At 66.5% G+C, this 21,396-nt stretch carries 26 protein-coding genes and 1 other annotated feature; of the genes, 6 read left to right on the top strand and 20 right to left on the bottom strand.

Annotation, left to right across the window (positions count from 1 at the left end; genetic code table 11):
- Positions 1–4 precede the first annotated feature (4 nt).
- The 5 genes from LL253_RS03345 to LL253_RS03325 are packed head-to-tail and all read right to left on the bottom strand — an operon-like array spanning position 5 to position 3,685.
- Complete coding sequence (locus LL253_RS03345; RefSeq protein WP_228226202.1) at positions 5–541, bottom strand: head-tail connector protein; 537 nt, start codon at positions 539–541, stop codon at positions 5–7.
- Positions 541–819, bottom strand: a complete 279-nt coding sequence (locus tag LL253_RS03340) for a phage fiber-tail adaptor protein (RefSeq protein ID WP_228226201.1) — start codon at positions 817–819, stop codon at positions 541–543. Before LL253_RS03340 ends, LL253_RS03345 begins: the two co-directional genes overlap by 1 nt.
- Positions 816–989, bottom strand: coding sequence for a hypothetical protein (locus LL253_RS03335; protein WP_228226200.1), 174 nt, complete (start codon positions 987–989; stop codon positions 816–818). Before LL253_RS03335 ends, LL253_RS03340 begins: the two co-directional genes overlap by 4 nt.
- Complete coding sequence (locus LL253_RS03330) at positions 986–2,509, bottom strand: tail fiber domain-containing protein (protein ID WP_228226199.1); 1,524 nt, start codon at positions 2,507–2,509, stop codon at positions 986–988. The genes LL253_RS03335 and LL253_RS03330 overlap by 4 nt, the downstream gene beginning before the upstream one ends.
- A gap of 60 nt (positions 2,510–2,569) precedes the next feature.
- Positions 2,570–3,685: a phage major capsid protein gene (locus tag LL253_RS03325; protein WP_228226198.1), complete on the bottom strand. Its 1,116-nt coding sequence runs from the start codon at positions 3,683–3,685 to the stop codon at positions 2,570–2,572.
- Positions 3,686–3,847: 162 nt separating this feature from the next.
- Between LL253_RS03325 and LL253_RS03320 the strand changes: the two genes are divergently transcribed.
- On the top strand, positions 3,848–4,516 hold the full coding sequence (locus LL253_RS03320; protein WP_228226197.1) for a phytanoyl-CoA dioxygenase family protein: 669 nt from the start codon (positions 3,848–3,850) through the stop codon (positions 4,514–4,516).
- Between the two features lie 72 nt (positions 4,517–4,588).
- On the top strand, positions 4,589–5,128 hold the full coding sequence (locus LL253_RS03315; RefSeq protein ID WP_228220475.1) for a hypothetical protein: 540 nt from the start codon (positions 4,589–4,591) through the stop codon (positions 5,126–5,128).
- Positions 5,129–5,169: 41 nt separating this feature from the next.
- Here LL253_RS03315 and LL253_RS03310 read toward each other — a convergent pair whose 3' ends face one another.
- Positions 5,170–5,631 carry an HK97 family phage prohead protease gene (locus tag LL253_RS03310; protein WP_228226196.1) on the bottom strand — a complete coding sequence of 154 codons (462 nt, stop codon included), beginning with the start codon at positions 5,629–5,631 and terminating at the stop codon, positions 5,170–5,172.
- Positions 5,628–5,936, bottom strand: coding sequence for a DUF6127 family protein (locus tag LL253_RS03305; protein WP_228226370.1), 309 nt, complete (start codon positions 5,934–5,936; stop codon positions 5,628–5,630). Before LL253_RS03305 ends, LL253_RS03310 begins: the two co-directional genes overlap by 4 nt.
- 46 nt (positions 5,937–5,982) lie before the next feature.
- On the opposite strand from LL253_RS03305, the gene LL253_RS03300 reads away from it, so the two are divergent.
- On the top strand, positions 5,983–6,156 hold the full coding sequence (locus LL253_RS03300) for a hypothetical protein (RefSeq protein ID WP_228226195.1): 174 nt from the start codon (positions 5,983–5,985) through the stop codon (positions 6,154–6,156).
- Positions 6,157–6,199: 43 nt separating this feature from the next.
- Here LL253_RS03300 and LL253_RS03295 read toward each other — a convergent pair whose 3' ends face one another.
- The 3 genes from LL253_RS03295 to LL253_RS03285 all read right to left on the bottom strand — a co-directional run bounded on the left by LL253_RS03295 (position 6,200) and on the right by LL253_RS03285 (position 8,211).
- Positions 6,200–7,324 (bottom strand): phage portal protein, encoded by a 1,125-nt coding sequence (locus tag LL253_RS03295; protein WP_228226194.1) that lies wholly within the window; start codon positions 7,322–7,324, stop codon positions 6,200–6,202.
- Between the two features lie 116 nt (positions 7,325–7,440).
- Complete coding sequence (locus tag LL253_RS03290; protein WP_228226193.1) at positions 7,441–7,779, bottom strand: hypothetical protein; 339 nt, start codon at positions 7,777–7,779, stop codon at positions 7,441–7,443.
- A 132-nt stretch (positions 7,780–7,911) separates the two neighbouring features.
- Positions 7,912–8,211: a GIY-YIG nuclease family protein gene (locus LL253_RS03285; RefSeq protein ID WP_228226192.1), complete on the bottom strand. Its 300-nt coding sequence runs from the start codon at positions 8,209–8,211 to the stop codon at positions 7,912–7,914.
- Between the two features lie 256 nt (positions 8,212–8,467).
- Between LL253_RS03285 and LL253_RS03280 the strand changes: the two genes are divergently transcribed.
- Entirely contained in the window at positions 8,468–8,929 is a 462-nt protein-coding gene (locus LL253_RS03280; protein WP_228226191.1) for a hypothetical protein, read from the top strand.
- A gap of 24 nt (positions 8,930–8,953) precedes the next feature.
- Here the strand turns inward: LL253_RS03280 and LL253_RS03275 are convergent, their stop codons facing one another.
- Entirely contained in the window at positions 8,954–10,267 is a 1,314-nt protein-coding gene (locus LL253_RS03275) for a DNA-packaging protein (protein WP_228226190.1), read from the bottom strand.
- 115 nt (positions 10,268–10,382) lie between these two features.
- Between LL253_RS03275 and LL253_RS03270 the strand changes: the two genes are divergently transcribed.
- Positions 10,383–10,583, top strand: coding sequence for a hypothetical protein (locus tag LL253_RS03270; protein WP_009821206.1), 201 nt, complete (start codon positions 10,383–10,385; stop codon positions 10,581–10,583).
- Between the two features lie 43 nt (positions 10,584–10,626).
- Here the strand turns inward: LL253_RS03270 and LL253_RS03265 are convergent, their stop codons facing one another.
- The 7 genes from LL253_RS03265 to LL253_RS03235 all read right to left on the bottom strand — a co-directional run bounded on the left by LL253_RS03265 (position 10,627) and on the right by LL253_RS03235 (position 17,596).
- Positions 10,627–11,934, bottom strand: coding sequence for a M28 family peptidase (locus LL253_RS03265; protein ID WP_228226189.1), 1,308 nt, complete (start codon positions 11,932–11,934; stop codon positions 10,627–10,629).
- Positions 11,935–12,603: 669 nt separating this feature from the next.
- On the bottom strand, positions 12,604–13,098 hold the full coding sequence (locus LL253_RS03260; protein WP_228226188.1) for a hypothetical protein: 495 nt from the start codon (positions 13,096–13,098) through the stop codon (positions 12,604–12,606).
- A 284-nt stretch (positions 13,099–13,382) separates the two neighbouring features.
- Entirely contained in the window at positions 13,383–13,613 is a 231-nt protein-coding gene (locus LL253_RS03255; protein ID WP_228226187.1) for a hypothetical protein, read from the bottom strand.
- A gap of 116 nt (positions 13,614–13,729) precedes the next feature.
- Complete coding sequence (locus tag LL253_RS03250; protein WP_228226186.1) at positions 13,730–14,281, bottom strand: hypothetical protein; 552 nt, start codon at positions 14,279–14,281, stop codon at positions 13,730–13,732.
- Between the two features lie 157 nt (positions 14,282–14,438).
- Positions 14,439–15,086, bottom strand: a complete 648-nt coding sequence (locus LL253_RS03245; RefSeq protein WP_228226185.1) for a glutathione S-transferase family protein — start codon at positions 15,084–15,086, stop codon at positions 14,439–14,441.
- 65 nt (positions 15,087–15,151) lie between these two features.
- Complete coding sequence (locus tag LL253_RS03240; RefSeq protein ID WP_228226184.1) at positions 15,152–16,642, bottom strand: SulP family inorganic anion transporter; 1,491 nt, start codon at positions 16,640–16,642, stop codon at positions 15,152–15,154.
- Positions 16,643–16,710: 68 nt separating this feature from the next.
- Positions 16,711–16,766: a sequence feature (sul1 is cis-regulatory element that is thought to sense ions involved in sulfur or methionine metabolism; They are found in Alphaproteobacteria), on the bottom strand.
- Between the two features lie 59 nt (positions 16,767–16,825).
- Complete coding sequence (locus tag LL253_RS03235; protein ID WP_009821199.1) at positions 16,826–17,596, bottom strand: phosphocholine cytidylyltransferase family protein; 771 nt, start codon at positions 17,594–17,596, stop codon at positions 16,826–16,828.
- A 118-nt stretch (positions 17,597–17,714) separates the two neighbouring features.
- Between LL253_RS03235 and LL253_RS03230 the strand changes: the two genes are divergently transcribed.
- Positions 17,715–19,028: a lipopolysaccharide biosynthesis protein gene (locus tag LL253_RS03230; RefSeq protein WP_228226183.1), complete on the top strand. Its 1,314-nt coding sequence runs from the start codon at positions 17,715–17,717 to the stop codon at positions 19,026–19,028.
- Here the strand turns inward: LL253_RS03230 and LL253_RS03225 are convergent.
- A complete protein-coding gene (locus tag LL253_RS03225) occupies positions 19,025–19,807 on the bottom strand; it encodes a nucleotidyltransferase family protein (RefSeq protein ID WP_228226182.1) in 783 nt (260 codons plus the stop codon). The two genes, LL253_RS03230 and LL253_RS03225, sit on opposite strands and share 4 nt — an antisense overlap.
- A 42-nt stretch (positions 19,808–19,849) precedes the next feature.
- Complete coding sequence (locus LL253_RS03220; protein ID WP_456115068.1) at positions 19,850–21,352, bottom strand: peptidoglycan DD-metalloendopeptidase family protein; 1,503 nt, start codon at positions 21,350–21,352, stop codon at positions 19,850–19,852.
- Positions 21,353–21,396 lie beyond the last annotated feature (44 nt).

Below are 21,396 nucleotides of genomic sequence, written 5' to 3'. Positions count from 1 at the left end.
CGCCTCATGCCAGCCGCATCCGCCGATAGGGCCGCCACAGCGCGCTCACCACGGCGGGGGGCGCCGCATCCTCGCTACCGCGCGCAAGATAATGGTCCGCCGCCAGCCGGATGATCCCCTGCCGCAACGCTTCGGGCAGGCCGTTCATCTCCGCCGCCATGCCCGCGCGATAGTCGACTGCCAGCGCGCGCCCGTCACCCGGCCGCGTCGATCGCATCCATCCGTCGCCCGCTGCGTCGATGTCGATGGCATAGGCCTCGACAGGCAACGCCATGCTCGTGCCATCCGCCTCCACCGCGCGCACCTGGCTCACCGCCAGCACCGGCCGCGCCGACAGCCGCTGCCACCCGCCGCCACCCGCCACCGTTTCGCGCGCATCGCGTGCGATCAGCCATTGGCCGACAAATTGCTCGCACAGCGCGCTCGCCCCGCGCAGCAATCCGGCCAGCACCGCGTCCTCGTCGTCATGCGCGATCCGCAGATAGGCCTTCAATTCCGCCAGTGGCGCCGCCAGCGCCCCGCTCTCCTGCTGCGCCAGCATCAGCGTTCCTCCACCCGTATCGTCACCGACCGTTCATCCGCCTGGCCGTCGGACAGGGTGACGCGATTGGTCAGCCGATAGACCTGCCCCGCCCGCCCGCCGGCCACCCGCGCGCTGCTGCGCTGCGCCTCGAACGCACTTTCCTCTACGGTCATCCCGCCCGCCTCCTGCGGCTCGACCGTCCAGTCACTGGCGATCAGGGTCTGCCCCGCCAGATAGGCGGACCAGTCAATCGCATGATCGACCCGCGCCTGCGGGTCCTTCAACAACAGGCTCATCTGATCTTGCTCCCCATCCTCGCCGCGACCCGGATCGCCGGCGCGCGCGCATCGACCCGCACGCCCAGCCCCGGCCGCACCCCCATGCCCCATGGCCCGCGCCACTGCGGCCCATCGGCGCCGCCGCCATCTCCGATCGGCAGCGCGCCCAGCGCCTCACCCTGCATCATGCGCTTATCTCCAGCGCCGCGATCCGCGTCTCCAGCCGCGCGATACGCCGTCGCTGCCAGGCTGCCTCCAGCGCCAGACACTCCTCATAGCGCAGCCCCCAGCGGTCGCCCGCCGCGCGCGCCGGCGTCACCTCGCCATCATCGTCTGTTTCCCCCTCGCGCGCGTCCCAGCTGTCATGGCACAGCAGCCCCAGCCGCACCGCCGCGCCTGTGCCCAGCCGCGCGTCGATCGCATCGCGCACTTCCTGCGCCACCAGCCCTATATGCGTGCGCGCAGCGTCGCCCTTGGCCGCCACCGCTTCGCCAAAGCGATATTGCCGCCAGTCCACCGCGCCCCAGGCGTCGATCAACGCCTCGTCAATATCCGCCAGGTCCTGTTTCGACCGCGCGTCGGACGTGCTGATCGTCCCGCTCGCGGCATAGATGGCCGACCATCGCGCCGCCCCGCTCCCCAACGCAAAGCCATTGTCGGACGATGGCGCAACCGCACCGAAGGCGGTGATCGCCTGATGCTCCAGCCGCAGCGTTTCCTGCATCGCCGACGATCCGGTCCGCCCGACATAGAAATTCATCCGCGACGCCAGATTATTGGTGGCGGGCGCCGCGCCGACATAGGTGGTGCGCACCCGCGACAATTCGACGAAATCGCCGCCAATCTGCCCCCACACATTATAGTCGCCAATGACGTCACCGCTCGTAATATCGGCCCGCGCCGCCAGCGTCCCATTGGCGCGATACAACCGGTTGTTCGCCAGCGCGCCGGTGCCCACCACGCGAAAACTGCCCTGGCCGCCATCCATCACCACCGACACCGCCGGCCCCAACACGCTGACCCGCCCCATCCAGCCTTCGGTGGGATAGGCCTCGCCCGTCATCGTATTGATGTGCAACTCGGCGCCGCCCATGCGCTGCACGCCGCTCGCGCCCAGCGCACCGATCCGGGCGCGCACGCTCCCCGCATCGCCCTGTTCCAGCAGCGACCGGCCGAACGCCGTGGTCGATAGCGCCGCGATGGCATCCAGCTGCCCGCTCGCCGCCTGCTTGCCTGCCAGCGCCCCGCTCAATCCATCGATCGCCCGGGCGGCCGCATCCGCCGTAGCGCCCAGCTGCTCCATGTTCGCCAGCGCTTCGGCCAGCCCGGCAATTTCGGCCATGGCATGACCATGATCTTCGACCGCCGCGATCCAGCCGGCATGTGGGGTCAGCGTCACGCGCTTTTCACCCGGTCCGAAATCCACCGCCGCGCCGCCCGCCGAAGAGGCCAACGGCGTCCGCACCAGCCGCCCGCTTGCGTCCAGCGCGCCGCTGCCCGCCTCCCATTGCGGCGCGTCGCCTGCGCCCACAATGACATAGGGAAAGGCCGCGCCCGCCCCCACTGCGTCGGCAAAGCGCCTATATCCCGCCGCCGCGCCGCTCAGCGCCAGCGGTCCTGTCCCCTCGTCATGGCACAGCTCGCGCACCAGCTCTGCCATTTCCAGCCCCGTGATCGCCACGCCCCGCTCCCCTGCCAGTCTCGACACAAAAAAGGGGGGAAGGCCCATGCCTCCCCCCACCAAGTCATCCGCCTGCCGTCTTGCCGTTTACGACGCAGCGAACTTCATCAGCTTGATCGCCTCGCTATTGGCCACGCCGCCGCCGATCCGCTTGACCGCGTAGAAATGGACGAACGGCTTGTTGCTGAACGGATCGCGCAGGATGCTCGTCTCGCTGCGCTCCGCGATGACATAGCCCATCGCGAAATTGCCGAAGGCGATGGACAGGCTGCCCGCGGCAATGTCGGGCATATCCTCGGCCTCGACCACCGGATAGCCCAGCAGGGTCGCGGGCTGGCCTGCGCTCAGGCCCGGCTGCCACAGGAACGCGCCGTCGCTCGTCTTCATCTTGCGGATGACCGACAGCGTGGCGCTGTTCATCACGAAGCACGCCCCCTGGCGATAGGGCGCGCGCAGGCTCTGGATCAGGTCGATCAATTTGTCCTGCGGGTTGCTCGCCGCAAAGCCGCCCGCCGCGCCCGACGCCACATATTGCAGCGATCCGAACGCGCGCGCCGCATCGCCCTCATTGGTGGTCGTATAGGTCAGGAAGCCCTTGGGCTTGTTCGTCCCATTGCCGGTCACAAAGGCCGCGCCCTCAGCCACCGCGAACTCGCGGGCAATCTCGCTCGCCAGCCAGCCTTCGACATCGAACTGCGCATCGTCCAGCATCGCCTGGGATGCCGCCGGATTGGCGAACAGCTCGCCACCGGGCGGCACGATTTCGTTGAAGCTCGGCGTCCCCGTCTCGCCCCGCGCGCCCGTCTCGCTCGCCCATCCCGACACGATGCCGCCCGCCGTCACCAGCTTGCGGTATCCCGCGCTCCCCGTGCGCACCACATTGGCGATGGCGCGGATCGGCGACATGCCCTTGAGCGTCGACCCGATCAGCTGGTCGATCTCGCGCGGCACCGCATAGCCGCCCGCCGCGCCCAACGTGCCCGAAAAGCTTTTCAGCTCGACGCCCGCCTCATGCCCCTGCCGCACATAGCGATTCACAAACGCCGCCCGCGCCGGGTCCTCCAACCCGCCCTTCACCCCATCGAGCGCCGGCCGCTGCGCGCTCAGCAACGCCCCTTTGAGCATCGCCACCTCCTGCGCCAGTCCCGCAATCCGCTCCCCCTGCACCACCATGTCCAGGCTCGCTTCCAAATGATCCGTCATGCCCGTCTCCACAAAAAAGGGCGGCCCAAAATGGACCGCCCATAATTTCCTCGCCCCTTTTGGGGGAGAGGATACAAAGTCTTGGCGGCGCAGCCGCCTGGATGCCGTTGGAGAGGGGGCCGGCCCCTTGCCCCCGCTCAGCCCTTCGCCCATGAAGTCGTCATGCGCCCAAGTCTTGACACCCACGGAGCCTTTCATGTCCGCTCCGCTCTTAATGCTGCGGCGCTTGCCACCATAGAATCCGCGCTCTCAGATCTGCCGCCCGGCCAGCCCGGTCTGCGTCTCGCCAGCCTGCCCGCCCTCGCCAGCATGCTCAGCGCCACCGGCGCGATCGGCCGCCACGCCGCCGCCCATCAAGGCCCGACCACAAAAGCGGTACGCGCCATCCTCTTCGACAAAAGCCCCGTAACCAACTGGGCGCTCGGCTGGCATCAGGACCGCACCATCGCCGTACGCACCCGCATCGGCACACCGGGCTTCGGCCCCTGGACGCTCAAGTCCGGCATTCAGCACGTCGCGCCGCCGCAATCCCTGCTTGATCGGATGCTCACCCTGCGCATCCATCTCGACCCCGTCGACACAGACAATGCTCCGCTGCTGATCGCCCCCGGCTCGCACCGCCACGGCCGCATCCCCGAAACCGATGTCGCCGCCCTCGTCGCCCGCTGCGGGACGCACGCCTGCCTGGCGGAGCGCGGCGACATCTGGCTCTACGCCACGCCCATCCTTCACGCGTCCGACGCCGCTACTAATCCCCGCCACCGCCGCGTCCTGCAACTCGACTATAGCTCAGATAACTTGCCCAACGGGCTTGAATGGCTGGGGGTGTGAGATGCTATCTAGAACCGGACCGTTCGCTCGCTAGGAAATACAATGCGTCATCTAAAAGGCTATGCCGCCATCTTGGCCCTGAACATCACAGCCTGCGACGAACGCGCAACGCCCATCCGTGGATACCAGCGTTTCAGCGATGGCGTGGCCAGCAAGGCGGGCGGCCTCCTGGGGTACCCATGCAGCCAAAAGGAAACCATCGATGGAATAGTTGTCTACGGTCGCATTCCGGCCGAGCAATGTTATAGGCTACTGCCTGCCAGACGATACAAAGGCATCTGGCTCGACGAATTCGAAGGATCGCGCTTTTTCGAGGGCGCGTCCACGCCGGCTGAGGTGAAATCCCGCTATCGCGCCCTCCGGGGTCGTCAAGGACGCGGCGCGGAATGGCTGAACTTTTCGCAAAGTCTCGAACCCTCGCTCAGAAGGCGTCACGACAACGATCATTCGACAATGTTCCTTATCGACTTTGTCGGTCGACGCGCAGCCTACAAGGGCAGATATGGCCATATGGGTGTCTATGACAGCCTCATGATCGTCGATAAGGTCAACGATGCCGAATTCATCTATTTGTCGCCGTCAGCCTACCTCTCCGACGAATTTACGTCGTAATTTCGGCGGTAACGCGACCAAAGAAGCATCCACCTTATAAATCACCCCTCCACCGCCACCACCCGCGCCAGATCCTGCATCGGGTGCGTCACCACGCTCACCTCCACCAGCTCCAGGGCCAGCAATTCGCGCGCACCTGCCCCCCGCGCCGCCTTCACCCGATATCCAAAGCTCAGCCCGTCGACCGCACCCTGCGCGATCGCCGCAGCCGCCTCGCGCCCGGCCGCGCTCGCGCGCGACACGCGGCCGATCACGCGCAGCCCGCGCGCGTCCTCCCGCGCGCTTTCCACGACGCCGATGACGCTCGCCGGCCCATGCTGCCACAGCAGGGGCACGCCCGCCGCCGCCACATCGCCAAACGCCCCCGCCCGCACGACATCGCCGCCCCGGTCCACCCGGTCGAAGATCGCTGCATAGCCCGCAAAGCGCAGGTCGCCTGTCGCCCCCCCTTCCGTTCGCTTCGAGCGAAGTCGAGAAGTCGCCAGCACCGCCTCGCCGCTCATGCCTTCACCAACCCGACCAGCCCGACCTTCACCGCCACCCCCAGCAGCACCAGCGCCATGCCGATCCGCACGATCCAGCCGATCACCGCGCCGCGCGCCGCCTTCTTCGCGTCGCGCCAGGCGGACAGCAATTCGCGCAGTTCGCGCACATCCGTCTCCGCGCCCCGATCGCTCAGCCCCAGCCGCTCCAGCGCCCGCCCCGCGCCCAGATCGCTCGCCTCCTCGATCAGCGCGCGGATCGTCACCATGTCCGCGACCTGCCCCTGCGCCTGCGCGACCAGCCGCGCCAGCATCTCCTCCTTCATCGCCCCCTCCTTTTCATCGGCGCCCAACGCGCCTATCTCCCGCGCCATGAAGCGCCCCACCCGCAAAATCCTGATCGTTCTCGTCATCGCCGCGCTCGGCCTTGCCGGCTGGCATTTCGGCCTCGACCGCGCCGGCGACTGCCTGCTCCAGGGCGGCCGCTGGAACTGGGACGGCGGCTTCTGCCGCCTCGACAGCCTCGCCCAGCACCCTCTCGGCTGATCGCCCCCTCCGTTCGCTTCGAGCGCAGTCGAGAAGCGACCCGTCACCCGATCCCCAGCATCGCCTTCTTCTCTTCGGCTGACAAAAAATCCGCCGCCGCCACCCGCTCCCACAGCGCGGCGCGCTCGTCCGACAGCGCCGGCACCGCGTCCAGATCCGGCTCCAGTTCCAGCCCCGGCCACCAGCCATCCAGTCCCTGGGCCAGCGCCGCGCCGATCTTCGTCACCAGCGGCAAGATGGCCTGCCGCCACAACGCCTTGTTGGCCTCGCGATAATTGGCGTAGCTATTGTCGCCCGGCAGGCCCATCAGCATCGGCGGCACGCCAAAGGCCAACGCGATCTCGCGCGCCGCCGCCGCCTTCAATCCCACGAAGTCCATCTCGGCCGGCGTCAGGCTCATCGCCTTCCAGCTCAGCCCCCCTTCCAGCAGCATGGGCCGCCCGGCATTGGCCGCGCCGGCAAAGGCCGCCTCCATCTCGCGCTTCACCCGCTCAAACTGTTCGCGGCTCAGCACCGACCCGTCGCCCGGCTCATAGACCATCGCCCCGCTCGGCCGCGCCGCATTGTCGAGCAGCGCCTTGTTCCACACGCTCGCCGCATTGTGGACCGCCACCGCGCCCGCCGCCGCGCCGACGCAGCCCAGCCCATAATGATCGTCCAGCGGGTGCAGCGCCTTCATATGCAGCACGCTCGTCCGCCCGGCCGCGTCTTCGGGGCTCAGCCGCGTCACGCTCTCCCCCACGCGATACAGATAGGCCGCCGGCCACCCGCGCGCGTCCGCCTCCACGCTGACCCGTTCGGGCCGCAGCGCGAACAGCTCTGCCGGCATGCCGTCCGCGCCCGCCATCACCTGCACATAGCCATTGCCATGCAGCAGCAAGTGACAGGCCAGCGTCTCGATCAGGCCCTGACCCGCCGACGCCCGGCCGACCAGCGCCCGCACCCGCGCATCCTCCGCGATCCCTCGCACCTTGATCGCACAGGCCCCCGCGCCTTCGGACACCAGCCGCATCGCCCGCTGCGCCACCGGATTGCCCATCACGCCCGCGCGCAATTGCGCCTCGTAACTGGCGGGCCACTCCCCCAGCGCCACCGCGCCCGTCCCCCACGCCCGCGCCAACACCGGCCGCGCATCCCCCTGCGCAGCCTTCGTCCCGAACCATTTCATGGATTGCTCCCCAAAAGCAAAACCCTCTCCCCACAAGGGGGGAGAGGGCTAGTGAAGGTTAGCGGCCCCGCCGCTTACCGAAACTGGGAGAGGGGCCTGCGCACCCGCCCCGATATTCAGGGATTGCGCGCCAGCACCCGGTCACATTCCGAATTGGTGCCCTCGCTCTTGCCGATCACCCGGCCCGCGACGGCGCCGGCGGCGCCCGCCAGCAGGCTCTCGCCCAGGCTGCCGCCCGCCAGAGCGCCGACGCCCGCGCCACCGGCCGCGCCGATCACCGTGCCCTTGTCGCGCCCTTCCTTGCCCTTGAGCAGGCAATAGCGCACATCGTCCCGATCGCGCGGAGCCGCCCGCGCGATCCGCGCCCGATCCTTGCTATTAAGGCTCGCCGCCATCACCGGACTCGCCACCACGCAAACGCCGACGATCGCCGCCAGCACCTTAACCGTCTTCATGATCCATACTCCTGATTACCTCAGGAAAACGGTGACGGCGGGCCGGAGGTTCCCGAAAAGGGAGCCTCACGCCCCTTGGCACTCCCCTCCCAACACCGTCACCCCGGCCCTGAGCCGGGGTCCCGCTGCCTTTCACACCGCCGTATCCGATATGTCCCGCCACAGCGGATTATCGCGCTCGATCAGGTCGAATTTCCAGGCCCGCCGCCATCGCTTCAGGCGTTTCTCCTGCTCGATGCACGCCCGAATATCTTCGCCAAATTCCATCCAGACCAACCGGCCCAATCCATAACGCGCGCAAAAATCCGATCCGCTGCCCCGCTTATGATGATCGACGCGCGTAACAATGTCGGCAGTGACGCCAACATACATTGTCCCGCGATAACGATCGGCCATGATATAGACCCAGCCGCCCTTGGCTCCTTCGCGCATGGCATGAGCCTTCAAAAAGCGGGACCCCGGGTCAAGCCCGGGGCGACGAATGGGAACCGATGATCATTTACCGTACTGACAGCCATTCACCCGCCACCCCCATTCACCCGTCACCCCGGCCCTGAGCCGGGGTCCCGCTGCCGTCAGACTTTCGTGTCGGGAAGCTCCCGTCATGACGGATCACTGCCTGCCTCGCTCCTTACTCCCCCCGGATTTCCATTCGTCTTTCTACACATTCTTGTGATATTTCCGGCCAATGAAGCTGAACATCCTCTTCATTGGTCTTCCCATGGTTTTATGTGCGGCGGCTGATCGACCTTCGGAGAGGCAAGCGCTTACAGACGAAATTGAACGCGCAATCACGCTGCCTGATGGTGCCCAACCGCTCAACGCATACGGTCGGAACTATGCATTCGATGGGCAAGGTAAGGTGGTTGCGACCTATTTGATCCCATTATTGAACACATCCTTGGATGAGGGATGCGAGGTGATGCTGGACAATTTTGAATCGCGCCCATGCACGCAGAATGAAATCAGGGAGTTGGCAGATGCCGGAGCCAGCATGGCAGCAAGTCAGACGCCCGCGGGAGAGGTACGTTGGCATGATAGCCCAAAAAGCCTCCACTTTATAAACGATGGTGGCTGCACCCAGATCAATGTCGAATATGATGTTACTGCGCGTCGGGTATTAGCTGTCGAATGTAATGGCGAGGCATGAGCACAGCCGGGTTTAGCCCGCCCCTCACATCCCCCTGACCCGCGCCTCCCCCATCTTCCCCAGCATAAGCTCGCTCATCGCCCACACCAGCGCGTCGGCGCGATCGGGCGATCGCCCCGGCCCGACATAGCCGCCGCCCGCCAGCAATCCGCACATCTCGTCCTCCAGCTCTGGGAAAGCCCCGCGATGCGCCACGCGCCCGGCCTCATACAGCGCCGCCACCGGTTCCGCCCGCGCCACCTTCCCGCGGCTCGCATGGACCAGTTTCACCGGCAGCGTCTTTTCCGCCGCGCGGAGCACGCTTTCCACCATCGCGCCGCCATTATTCGCCTCGGCCACGACCCGGTCCGCGCCATGCACCATCGCGGCGGCCGCGACCGCGCGCGCCCAGCCTTCGGGCCGCACGCCGGCGACACTCGCGTCGGCGATCACATAGGCGCGCCCGTCTCCGCCCATTCCCGCCACCACGATGCCGCACGCGTCGCCGCCCACGCTCGCCGGCGGATCGACCGCCACCACCACGCGGCTCAGCACGCCCGGCACATGCACGACCCGGCATTGCTCGATCAGCGCCCGCGTCCACAGCGCGCCCTCCACCTCCTCGATCAGTTCGCCGTCCAGTTCCTGCCGCCCCAGCCGCGTGCCGCCATAGCCCGCCATCATCGCGGCGACGAAGCCGGGCGCCAGATTGGCTTCATTGTCCGCCGTGCGCCCCCGCGTCACCACTACGTCATCGCCGTCCCGCGCCACGAGGCTGCGCACCAGCGGCACCGGCCTTGGCGTCGTCGTCGCCAGCACGCGCGGGTTACGCCCCAGCCGCATTCCCATCATCAGGTTATGCCAGGCCGCTTCCCCGCTCGCCCATTTGGCGATTTCGTCGGCCCAGCCATGGCTGAACTGCGGGCCGCGCAGCCCTTCGGGGTCGGCCGCGCCGAACAGCATCGCCACCGCGCCATTGGGCCAGGTCAGCCGCCGCAGCGCCGGGGTATAGGCCGGCCGCGCCCAGTGCGGCGCGATGGCCAGCAGCCCGCTCTCTCCCTCCACCATCACGGATCGCGCCTCGCCCAGGCTCGCGCCGACCAGCGCGATCCGCGCCGCCGGGTCTGCCTCCGCGATGCCGCGCACCCATTCCGCCCCGGCCCGCGTCTTGCCAAAGCCGCGCCCCGCCATCATCAGCCAGATGCGCCAGTCGCCCGCCGGCGCGCGCTGCCCCGGCCGCGCCAGAAAATCCCAGTCCGCCGCGATCCGCTCCGCCGCGCCTTGCGTCAGCAGCTTGAGCATCGCCCCCTGCTCGGCCGCATCGGCGCGCGCCAGCCACTCCCGGTCCGAAAGCTGCATCGCGCCCCTCCATCCTGCACGCCACCGCGCTGCAACAAAATCTTACAGAAACGAGCGGGAACGCTCAGGCAAAATCGCCATTCTGACCTACGCATCCGCAGCAGAAAGGACAGATATGGAATCCCCTTCCCGTGAAAGCTCCGGCCAGCGATCGACCCAGCGACCGACACTGTTCGCGATCCTTGGCATCGCCGCCATCGTCGGCGGCGGCATGATCGCTGCCAGCGCACTCACTCACCGCCCGGCCACGGTCAAGCCCGCCACCGGCACGGCGAACGCCATGGCGCTGGCGGGCGCGAAACCCGTCAGGGACTGATCGCAGCTCGGCCGCCTCGCTCGGGGCGGCCGCTATCCCGTGCTTATTTTCGCGGCGCCATCCCGCCGAACGTTACCAGGCTCTCGGCTCCGTCCCTGGCGACCGCCGCCACGCCGATGAAATGATCGTCGACGACGACATTCTTCAGCAGCGTTTCGGTCGCGCCCGTCACGACGCGGCTGTCGGTCCAATCCTGCGCGTCCGCGCGCCGCCAATAGACCTTATAGGCCGCAGCGCCCGGCACCGCGTCCCAGAACACCCGCGTATCCATGGAAAGCGCCCCGTCCAGCGAGACGCTGGCGGGCGCGGCGGGCGCATCGGCCAGCTCGCGCAAAGCCGCGACATTGAGCGCCGTCACCTTCGCCAGATAGGGAAAGTCCATCGCGTCTGCCGTATCGCCATAGACGCGGCCATTTTCGGTCCGCAAATCCTGATGCTGCCGGTCGTAATTTTCGATCCCCACCGAAAAGCGCACCGCGGGAAAGCCCAGTTCCAGGAAGGGCGAATGGTCGCCGCCGCGCCCGAACCGGTCCAGCCGCCGCACCGCGAACACGTCCAGCCCGACCTGCGGATTGGCCTCGGCAATGCCGTCGATCTTCTTGGCGAGCGCGCGCGATGGCCCGTCATCCTCCCCGCCGATCGCCCGTCGGGTCCGCGCCGCTTTTTCATCCTCGGCAAAGCGGATGCCTTCGGAAAACACCCGCACCCGGTCGGCGACGATCTGGCCATTCTGGCCCAACGTGTTGCCGACAATATCATTGTTCAGCATCGCGCGCACCTGCCAGCCGCGCGCCTTGGCCGTGGCCGCCAGCAGCTTGCCGCCCCACAGCCCCTGCTCCTCGCCCGACAGCAGCGCATAGACGATCGTCCCGTCAAATTTTTCGCCCGCCAGCACCCGCGCCGCCTCGATCACCAAAGCCGTGCCAGACGCATTGTCATTCGCGCCCGGCGCATCGCTGGTGGCGTCCATCACGTCGCTCACCCGGCTGTCGATATGCCCCGCGACGATCACCACTTGGTTGGGGTCCCCCGTCCCCTTCTGAATCGCCAGCACGTCCACCACCTCCACCCCATTCGGCGCGCGCGGCCCGGTGAAGCGATCCGCGATCGTCTCGACGGTCAGGCACCCGCCACAGCCCTTGGCAATCTTCTCGAACTCCGCCGCGCCCCAGCGCCGCGCCGCGCCGATCCCGCGCTTGGGATCGCTCGCCGAAGACAGCGTATGGCGCGTGCCGAAACGCACCAGCTTCTCGACCGTCGCCTTCAACCGCGCCGGATCGGGCGCGCGCGTCTGCGCGCTGGCGGACGTCGAGAGGGCGGAAGCGGCGGCAAGCAGGATCAATTTTTTCATGGGGCCAAACCTTATCGGCTATTTGACGACTGTAAAGCCACCCCGGCGCATGTCGGGAATCCCGTCCCACATCCGCGCATATGTCACACCGGCTACAAACCGGACATTCCCCCGCAGCATTGCCGCCCTAGTCATGCCCCTGTCAGCGGCACCACGCAGTCCCCCTCTGCGCCGCTGACCCTCCCTGAACCTCGACCCCCGGCGCCAAGCCGGGGGTTCTTTTTCCCCAGGCCGCCCGCCCGTCATTCCCACGAACGCGGGAATCCGCCTCTCCATTTGATCTGCGAAAGCAAATCCGGACGTCATGCTCCGACCAAAAGCGACGGTGAAAATCCTACCCTGCAAGGAGAGGGGGACCACGCAGTGGTGGAGGGGTATCATCCTATCGAGAGCGCCCCCCCTTCGTCTGGCCTACAGCCAGCCACCTCCTCTTACAGGGGAGGATCGTGTGGAAGAGACCATGTTAGGTCAGCTAAGGTGATTCCTGCATATACCTAGAACAGAGATTCCCCCCGCCCTTACGAAAACTCAGGGGTTTTCATGAATTGCCCTGTCTAGCTCGCGGGCAAGCAGTGGAGCATCCGGGTCATTTTTGCTCGCTGCTAACCGCGCCTGTTCCGCTTCCATGGCTTTTCGGCGCTTCACGCCGGGCAACGCTGCGATTTTGACTTATATCTTTATAGCCTTCACCCAAAGAGCATTTGGCGATGGCACATCCTCCAATGCCCTCGCAAATGGAGGTGCGTTAACGACATATGTATTATCTTTTTTCTTCAAGAAGGCTACAACGAGCATGCCTTTATCGAAAACCTGCCGATTACATCCGCCTGAAAAGACATCGGGATTTGGCTTTTGCAAATCGCGAGGATTACTTGCGACAGCCTTCCGTCGACGGCTTGATATAGCGCAATATTCACAAGATATCTGTTGGGGCAGTCCGTCACCCTTTAGAAGCGCGATTGGCGTTAGCGACGCTTGGCGAAAGCCAAATTCAGAATGAACCGCCCCCGCTCTGACTTTTGCCAGAACAATTGCGTCCGAGCCTTCCACCAGTTGCAAAGCGGTCGGTACGCGATAGCCCCGAACCACTGAGCATGCCTGTACAGATGAGGGGATTGTTACAATCGCTCCAAGATATGCAGCTATGACGGTTTGCTTCAACATGAACCGATGATGGCGAGTATCCTATACTTTGGCAACGTCCGCTGTCCTTTGACTGCCACGAATACCGACGATCTCATTTCCACCCCTCTCCGTCATTCCCGCGAAAGCGGAAACCCATCTTTCGACTGTAGCCCAGGTGCCGTGCCGGAAGACGGAACCCCGCCTTCGCGAAGATGACGATAGGAAACACACGGTCCACAAACCACCCCATCCCGTCCTCCTCGCGCCCCGAAGGACGGCCACGGGCAAACAAGAGCATCCCCCGTCCTTCCGCTACCGCCCCCTCACGCGGCGACCGGCGGCGCCGTTACCTTGCGCACCAGCGCCGCCATGGGCGACAGGATCATGTGGCGGTGCCAGTAGAGCGAAATCTGGTCGGGCCGGATGCAGATTTGCCGCCGCGCCGCCATATGCTGGAGCGTCGTCGCCAGTTCGTCCACGTCCACGCCCTCCAGCGTCAATTGACGGATCGGCCCAGCGCCAAGCTGTTGTAAAATCCGGCTCTCCAACGTCATGGCCTTCGAATGCCGCGCCTGCACAATCCGTTCCGGTGGAAAAAGGGTTAACGCACCACCCATCCCGTGCGCGGCCCGCTTCGTCGGCCCCGTCACAAACCCATGGCGCGCCCGCGTCATTCGCCCGCAGCCGCGCGCCGCCGCCTGATCTCCTCCAGCATCGCGCGCACCCGCGCCTTGGCATCGGCGCTGTCCGGCCCGCTTCGCTTGCGCCCCTTGGCCGCGCGGATCTGCGTCACGCGGGCACGGTGATGCTGCAACAGCCGCAGCCCAACGGCCAGGTTCGGCGCGCGCTTGACCTTGCGGCTCTTCACCACGCCATCGCCATCCATGATGATTTCCTCGCTCTCGCTGCCGAACAGCGACGCGCGCATCAACATCATCTCCAGCTCGCAATAGCCTTCCTCCAGCGCCGCGTCCCAGGCGCGGGCAAAGGCGATCCGGCGCTTGCGCCGCGCATAGGCGCCCTGCCGGCATTTGCCGATCGACCGCGCCGCCTCGCTGACATTGCAATATTCCGCCAAAGCCAACAGGAAGTCGCGCTCCTCTTCCAGCGTCCAGCTGTCCTTGCGCGCCTGTCGCTGCTGCACGCGCGCGCCGTCCGCCCTCGCCTGCCGCTGCGGCACCAGCCGCGTTTCGATCCCCGTCCCAGTCTCCATCCCCGCCATCGCCCGATTCCCCCACCCCATCCGCCCGGCACGAAAAAGGCCGGCCCCGCTTTCGGAACCGACCTGCTCTCGCGCCGCCCTGGCGACTCACATTTTCCCAATATCGACCTATCTGCCGGAACAGCGTGACGATGTCAAGAGAAAAGTGCCATATAGGTTAATTATCCAGCATGGCACGAACCGCTGGCGCTTCTTCCTCCAACGCCGCCGCCATGCTCGGCCGCGCCTTCACCGCCGCCAGCCAGGCCGCGACCCTGGGCCAGCGCGCCGCGTCCAGCCCGTCCGAACAATAGCCCACATTGATGATCGGGCACGCCGCCGCCAAATCCGCCAGGGTGAAGCGATCTTCCACCAGCCAGCCGCTCTCCGGCAGCACCTTCTCCAGATAATCATAGATTTTCGGCATTTCCTCGGCCTCTGCCAAGTCCGCCGCCGCCAGGTCCGGCTCGCGCTTCAATCGCTTCGCCACCGCCCGGTTGAAGAATATCTTCTGGCCCGCCTGCTGCGCGATCGTATCGCCAAATTCCTCGAACCAGATTGTGCGCGCCCGCGCTTTGGCCTCGGTCGGAATCAGATTGGGTTCGGGATGCAACGCATCCATATAGGTTATGATCGCGGTCGAATCGCACAGCAGAAAGTCGCCATCCTCCAGTGCCGGAATCTTGCCAAAGGGCGACCCGTTCAGATAGCCCGGACCGCCGCGCCCGAACCCTGCCATCCGAACCTCCGTCTCGATCCCCTTTTCGCTAGCGAAAACAAGGACTTTGCGCACGAAGGGCGACACTCTGGCACCATGGATGATCATCGGTCCGACTCCTCTCTTGCCTTAGAGCTGGACCATGTCACATCAGTAGTTGAACGCAACCCTGTTCAATGCGGTACGACGCCCATCTCCACCCCGGTCTTGTCATGCAGCGCGAACCGGTCAATGAGGTCGGCGCTCGCCCGGTTGTAGCCGACCACCTCCACCGCCACGCCCTGCGCGCGCAGCTTCGCCACCACCTTGTCCAGCGCGCCCACGCCCGAAATGTCCCAGAAATGCGCGGCTGACACATCGATCAACACTGCGTGCGTCCCGCTCTCGTCCTGGAAGGCGCGGGTGAAGCGATCGACCGAGGCAAAGAAGATCTGCCCCGTCACCCGATAGGTCGCCCGCCCTGCCGCCTCGCTCCGCTCCACGCCGAACATCCGCTGCACCTTGCCGGCAAAGAAGATGCCCGACAGCAGCACGCCCGCCAGCACGCCCAGCGACAGGTCGCGCGTCGCCACCACGACCACCACCGTCACCAGCATGACCACCGACGATGTCGGCGGATGCCGCCGCAAATTGGGGATCGAATTCCAGCTGAACGTGCCGATCGACACCATGATCATCACCGCGACCAGCGCCGGCATCGGCACCCGCCCGACCCACGGCCCCAGCACCGCCAGCAGGAACAGCAAAAACGCGCCCGCGACGAATGTGGACAGCCGCCCGCGCCCGCCCGACGTCACATTGATGACCGACTGGCCGATCATCGCGCACCCGCCCATGCCGCCCAGCATCGCCGACACGATGTTCGCGCCCCCCTGGCCGAAACATTCGCGCTTCTTGTCGCTGTCGCTGTCGGTCATGTCATCGACGATCTGCGCGGTCAGCAGCGATTCCAGCAGCCCCACCGCCGCCATCGTCACCGAATAGGGCGCGATGATGCGCAGCGTTTCCCAGGTCAGCGGCACTTGCGGCAGCGCCAGGCTGGGCAGCCCTTCGGGCAGCTTGCCCATGTCGCCGACCATGTTGACCGGCAGGCCCATGGCAATGCTGATCGCGGTCAGCACCAAAATCGCGACCAGCGGCGACGGCACCGCCGTCGTGATCCGGGGAAACCCATAGATGATCGCCAGCCCGCCCGCGACCATGGCGTAGGTTTCCCAGCCGACATTGGTGAGCTGCGGCAACTGCGCCAGGAATATCAGGATCGCCAGCGCATTGACGAAGCCGGTGATGACGGATCGCGAAACAAACTGCATCAGCAGGTCCAGCCGCAACAACCCGGCAATAGCCTGCACGATGCCCATCAGGATCGTCGCGGCAAACAGATATTGGACGCCATGCTCGCGCACCAACGGCGTCACCAGCACGGCGACGGCGGCGGTCGCGGCCGAAATCATGCCCGGCCGCCCGCCGATCAGCGCGATCGTCATGGCGATCGCGACCGAGGCATAGAGGCCGACGCGCGGGTCGACGCCCGCGATGATGGAAAAGCCAATGGCTTCGGGGATCAGCGCCAGCGCAACGACGATGCCCGCCAATATGTCGCGGCGCGCACCCGCGCCGCTGCTGAACCACTCCTGCCGGTAGCGGATGAGATTGTCTGTCATGATGTCTGAATGTCCACAACAAGGCACATGACGCGGATCGCCCGCGCAGTCTGAAAAATCATGTGTGATGTTGTCCGGCGGATCGGCGGCCGGAATAGCCACCCGGAATTGCACCGGGTCCATGCGAATGCGCGCCCCTTAACCCAGCACGCCCGCGCGGGCAAGCCCGCCGGCCCCCGCCCGTTATCGCGCGTAACGTCCTTCCTCGATCCACTTGGCCGTCAGCGCCTGCGCCGCTTCCACATCCTGGGGGAAGTCGACCTCCTGCCACTCCAGCCCCTCGATCGACACGGTGCCCACGCGATTGCCCTTGGCGATGATGTCGATCGCGCGCAGATACCAGCGTTCCACGCCCTCGGGCGTGCGCATCATTTGGTCGATCTGGTTGCGGAATATCGCCGGGCCTTCGCCGGTGAAGGCCAGCATGCCGATCGATTCCGCATTGGTGTCGGGCGGCAGCAACCGCTTGCCGATGGCGTGCAGCCGCCCATCCGCGTCGCGGCTGACCTTCATGTCATCGTCGTCATAGTCGCCCTGCGGCTTCACATCGACGGTGACGGTGATCGCGTCCTTCGCGCCTGTGACCAGCTTTGCGACGATCTCGTCCGACACGATGGTGTCGCCATTCAGGATGATGAAGTCCCGGTCCATCTCCTCCCGCACGATCCAGCAGGTGCCCAGATTGTCGGCCACCTGGAAAAAGGGATTGAACACGGTGCGAATACGCGCGCCGGTGTCGCGATACAGCTGCAACGCATGGTCCTCCACCCGCTCGGTGCGGAACCCCGTCACCACCACGATGTCCGTCACGCCATTGGCGACCAGCGCCGCGACCTGCCAGCTGATGAGACTGCGGCCATTGAAATCAATCATGCATTTGGGCACGTCGCGGGTCAGCGGCAACAGGCGCGATCCCTGGCCGGCGGAAAGGATGATGGCTTTGCTGATCGTCATGGCGCGCGGCTTTAGCCCGCAATTGGGCCGAAAAAAAGGCGGCTTCAAACCGGGCGCGTCAGGCCCTAGATAGGCCCCGCCGGACGACCGGCTGGGGACAGGAAGGGCCGGCACTCAAGTGATATTCAAGCGCGGATCAGGCGCGGCGGCCGACGCCTTCGCCCGCATCCTGGCCAATACCGGCTGGCTGCTGGGCGGCAAGGGCGTGGGCGCGGTCCTGAGCCTCGCCTATCTCGCCATCGTCACCCGCACGCTGGGCGTCGCCGATTTCGGCCGTTTCGCCCTGGTCTTGAGCGCTGCCAACGTCATCAAGACGCTGGTCAGCTTCGACAGCTGGCAGATCGTCGTGCGCTATGGCCAGCCGCATCTGGCCGCGGGCGATGGCGACGCGCTCAACCGCGTGCTGCGCTTCTGCATCCTTATCGACCTGGCCTCGGCGGCGGCGGGCGCGGCCATCGCGGCGGGCGTCATCCTCTTTGCCGGTCCGCTGCTGGGGCTGGAACCGGACATGGGGCTTCAGGTCTGGCTGTTTGCGCTCTTGATGATGATCACCATCCGCTCCAGCCCGACGGGCGTGCTGCGCCTGTTCGATCGCTTCGATTCCGCCGCCTTTGCCGAAACCATGATCCCGGTCGGCCGCATGATCGGCGCGCTGGTCGCCTGGGCGCTCGCACCCGGCATCACCGCCTTCCTGCTGGCCTGGGCCTTTGCCGAACTGCTCTGCGCGGCCAGCTACTGGTTCCTCGCGCTGCGGGTCGGCGGCGACCGGATCGGCAGCTGGCGCGCCGGTCGCGCCCTTGACGCGCGCGCGGAAAATCCCGGCATCGTCGGCTTTCTCACCGCCACCAATGTCCAGACGAGCCTGTCCTCGGTCGGGCAGCAGGTGGCGGTGCTGATCGTCGGCGCCTTTGTCGGGCCGGCAGGCGCGGGCCTTTATCGCCTCGCCAACCAGCTCGCTAATTCCCTGACCAAGATTTCCAGCCTTCTCTCGCGCAGCATCTTCGTCGAACTCTCGCGCACCACGGCGCAGGGGACCGAAGCCCTGGGCGCGCTATTCCGCCGCACCAACCGGCTGGCGCTGATCGCCGGCGCGGTCATCATCACGATCATCCTCACCGTCGGCCGGCCGCTGCTGGGCCTCATCGCGGGCGACGAATTTCTGCCCGCCTACCCCCTGCTGCTGATGCTGGGCGTTGCGGCCTGTATCGATCTTGCCGGGGTCAGCTACCGCCCGCTGCTAATGGCCACCGACCGCGCCGGACTGTCGCTGCGGATCAGCGTCATCGCGACATTACTTCTCCTTGGCCTGCAATCGGCGCTCCTGCCCCTCTACGGCACGCAGGGTGCGGCAATGGCGAACATCCTCTCCTCGCTCGCCGCCTTCACGATGATGGGTCTCGCCAGCCGCCGCGCGGTCGCTACCAAAGATTAGCGCGCGGCCAGGATCGCCTCGATCAGCGTCACATCCTCGGCCTTGTCCGCGTCGATGCACGCCTCCGGGCTCGCCATCGCCACCAGCCGTGCCTCCAGCCCCAGCCGCCGGCCCGCCCGCGCCATGCCACCGCGCAGCGTCGATATCCGCAGCAATGCGCCGATCAGCGCCAGCGGCCCGAACGCCGCCAGGATCTTCCACCCCTTCTTGCGGTCCTGCTCCACCTCCTGCCACAGCGCGATCGCGCGGCGCGCCCGATCGCTGCCGATCCAGAAGAGGTTCGCGCCCGACCATCCGCCGTCCCGGAATTTGAGCCAGGTTCGCCGCGACTGCGGATAGCGCGCCACCAATGTCGCCCGCTCGACCATGGCGACGGCGATGTCCGCCCCCTGCGCCTCCCCGACAAACTGGTCCAGCATCGCCCGGTCCAGCAGCACATGGTCTGCCGTCGTCAGCAGAACCGGAAAGGCCAGCGCCCGCGCCTCCATCATCGCCAGCAGCGACGATGCGATCCCCTGACCGCCCGTCTCGAACCGCACGCGCGGGTGATCCGCCAGCCACGCGGTCGCCGGCTCTGCGGCATAGGCATCGGGCCGCTGCGTCAGGATGATGACCTCGCCGATCGTGGGATGGTCCAGCAACGCTCGCGCCGGGCGATTGATCATCGGTTCGCCCGCCACCGGGACCAGCGGCTTCACCGCAACACCCGCGGCCTTGGCCAGCGGATCGGGAATGGGACGCGCGCCTGCAAGCAGGATGGCGCTAACGGTGCCTGTCATCCCCGCCCGTTAGCGGAAGGACGCATCGGCGAAAAGATCAGATTACCGGCCCCTGCCCACAGGCGCCGCCGCCTCCGTTGCGGCCTGCGACGCTCCTTGGGCGAACCGCTGATGCGCACCGACCGCCAGCCCCTTAAAGGCCGCCAGCTGCGCCCGGAACGCCGTCAGCTCGCGGCCCGCCAGCTGCGCCGTCGTCGTGAACTTCACCGACAGTGGATTGACCGTCTTGCCATTGCGATACAGCTCATAATGCAGATGCGGCCCGGTCGACAGGCCGGTCGATCCGACATAGCCGATCACCTGCCCTCGCCGCACCCGCTGCCCGGATGCCGCCGCGATCCGGCTCATATGCGCATAGCCGGTCGCCAGGCCGCCGCCATGCTGGATGCGCACATAATTGCCATGCCCGCCATGCCGCCCGGCAAAGGATACGACGCCATCGGTCACGGCATAGATAGGCGATCCGTAGCGCGCAGCGAAATCAACGCCGGCATGCATCCTTGTATAGCCCAATATCGGATGCCGCCGCTGGCCATAGCCCGACGACATGCGCCCGGCGACCGGCGCCGACAACACGCCGCGCCGCTCGCCAACGCCCGACGCCTCATACCATTCGGTGCGGCCATTGCTGGTCCATTTCACCATGTCGATATCCTTGCCCCGCGCGCGCTTCAGACCCGCATAGAGCAATTCGCCCACTTCCACGTCGCCGGTTTCGGCCTGCCGATATTCGGTGACGATGTCATAGCGGTCGCCCGCCGCGATGGAGCCGAGATCGACCTGCTTGGCGATCACGCGCAGGAACGCCTGCACCGCCTTGGGCGGTGCGCCGGCCGCGCGGGCGGAACGATAGATGCTGTCCCCCACCACGCCCTGAATGCGCAGCGGCGTATTGTCGACGCGGATCGGCACACGCTGCATCGACAGCACGCCGCCCAGCCGCTCGAACGTCATGTCCAAGTCCAGCCGCGCGCGAAACCCCAGTTTGTCCAGCGGTCGCGGCCGATCCCGGCTCGCGCGGCGGCCCAGCACGATATTGAGCCGCGTCCCCGGCTTTACCCCGCCCGCAATGTCCGCGCCCGCCATCCCGACCACGGCGGCGACATCGGCGCTGCTGACGCCCGCGCGCGACAAGGCGCGCGCCAGCGTATCGCTGCTGCCGACCTGGGCGCTCAGCTCAATCTGGGGTCGTTCGGGCGTCTCGCGCAGCGGCTGCACCGCGTCCGTCGATCCCATGCGATGGCCGCTGTCGCCGCCCAGCGCCAGTGGCGTGATCATCTGGCTGCGCACCTCGTCATAGTGCGCATCGCTCAGCGTCGGGCCGGGTGCGCCGGGCACGGGCTGGAAACCGGGCGAGAGATATAGCGCGCTGGCGCAAAGCCCGAAACAGGTCGCAAGGCCGCGAAACCAGGTGCGGCTCCCGATCCGCTGGCCAAGGTCGGGGACCAGTTCCACATCCTCGGCCCAGTCGCGCAGGCGCATGCGCCAGTTGCGCGTCGGGATGGGCATGCCGCGCCGCAGCGATTCCGCCATCCACAGCGACATGGGCGCGCCGCCCTGCTGAAACCCGACCTGGTTATCCTGAAACA

The organism is Sphingobium soli (assembly GCF_020782245.1).
Classification (GTDB): Bacteria; Pseudomonadota; Alphaproteobacteria; order Sphingomonadales; family Sphingomonadaceae; genus Sphingobium; species Sphingobium soli.
This window is presented reverse-complemented; position numbering and strand designations above follow the sequence as displayed.

Bases quoted from the DNA above. Each gene is read 5' to 3' on its own strand.
- LL253_RS03345 (WP_228226202.1), bottom strand. From the start codon at position 541: ATGCTGGCGCAGCAGGAGAGCGGGGCGCTGGCGGCGCCACTGGCGGAA.
- LL253_RS03340 (WP_228226201.1), bottom strand. From the start codon at position 819: ATGAGCCTGTTGTTGAAGGACCCGCAGGCGCGGGTCGATCATGCGATT.
- LL253_RS03335 (WP_228226200.1), bottom strand. From the start codon at position 989: ATGATGCAGGGTGAGGCGCTGGGCGCGCTGCCGATCGGAGATGGCGGC.
- LL253_RS03325 (WP_228226198.1), bottom strand. From the start codon at position 3,685: ATGACGGATCATTTGGAAGCGAGCCTGGACATGGTGGTGCAGGGGGAG.
- LL253_RS03320 (WP_228226197.1), top strand. From the start codon at position 3,848: ATGCGCCCAAGTCTTGACACCCACGGAGCCTTTCATGTCCGCTCCGCT.
- LL253_RS03310 (WP_228226196.1), bottom strand. From the start codon at position 5,631: ATGAGCGGCGAGGCGGTGCTGGCGACTTCTCGACTTCGCTCGAAGCGA.
- LL253_RS03305 (WP_228226370.1), bottom strand. From the start codon at position 5,936: ATGAAGGAGGAGATGCTGGCGCGGCTGGTCGCGCAGGCGCAGGGGCAG.
- LL253_RS03300 (WP_228226195.1), top strand. From the start codon at position 5,983: ATGAAGCGCCCCACCCGCAAAATCCTGATCGTTCTCGTCATCGCCGCG.
- LL253_RS03295 (WP_228226194.1), bottom strand. From the start codon at position 7,324: ATGAAATGGTTCGGGACGAAGGCTGCGCAGGGGGATGCGCGGCCGGTG.
- LL253_RS03290 (WP_228226193.1), bottom strand. From the start codon at position 7,779: ATGAAGACGGTTAAGGTGCTGGCGGCGATCGTCGGCGTTTGCGTGGTG.
- LL253_RS03285 (WP_228226192.1), bottom strand. From the start codon at position 8,211: ATGCGCGAAGGAGCCAAGGGCGGCTGGGTCTATATCATGGCCGATCGT.
- LL253_RS03280 (WP_228226191.1), top strand. From the start codon at position 8,468: ATGAAGCTGAACATCCTCTTCATTGGTCTTCCCATGGTTTTATGTGCG.
- LL253_RS03275 (WP_228226190.1), bottom strand. From the start codon at position 10,267: ATGCAGCTTTCGGACCGGGAGTGGCTGGCGCGCGCCGATGCGGCCGAG.
- LL253_RS03270 (WP_009821206.1), top strand. From the start codon at position 10,383: ATGGAATCCCCTTCCCGTGAAAGCTCCGGCCAGCGATCGACCCAGCGA.
- LL253_RS03265 (WP_228226189.1), bottom strand. From the start codon at position 11,934: ATGAAAAAATTGATCCTGCTTGCCGCCGCTTCCGCCCTCTCGACGTCC.
- LL253_RS03260 (WP_228226188.1), bottom strand. From the start codon at position 13,098: ATGTTGAAGCAAACCGTCATAGCTGCATATCTTGGAGCGATTGTAACA.
- LL253_RS03255 (WP_228226187.1), bottom strand. From the start codon at position 13,613: ATGACGTTGGAGAGCCGGATTTTACAACAGCTTGGCGCTGGGCCGATC.
- LL253_RS03250 (WP_228226186.1), bottom strand. From the start codon at position 14,281: ATGGCGGGGATGGAGACTGGGACGGGGATCGAAACGCGGCTGGTGCCG.
- LL253_RS03245 (WP_228226185.1), bottom strand. From the start codon at position 15,086: ATGATCATCCATGGTGCCAGAGTGTCGCCCTTCGTGCGCAAAGTCCTT.
- LL253_RS03240 (WP_228226184.1), bottom strand. From the start codon at position 16,642: ATGACAGACAATCTCATCCGCTACCGGCAGGAGTGGTTCAGCAGCGGC.
- LL253_RS03235 (WP_009821199.1), bottom strand. From the start codon at position 17,596: ATGACGATCAGCAAAGCCATCATCCTTTCCGCCGGCCAGGGATCGCGC.
- LL253_RS03225 (WP_228226182.1), bottom strand. From the start codon at position 19,807: ATGACAGGCACCGTTAGCGCCATCCTGCTTGCAGGCGCGCGTCCCATT.
- LL253_RS03220 (WP_456115068.1), bottom strand. From the start codon at position 21,352: ATGTCGCTGTGGATGGCGGAATCGCTGCGGCGCGGCATGCCCATCCCG.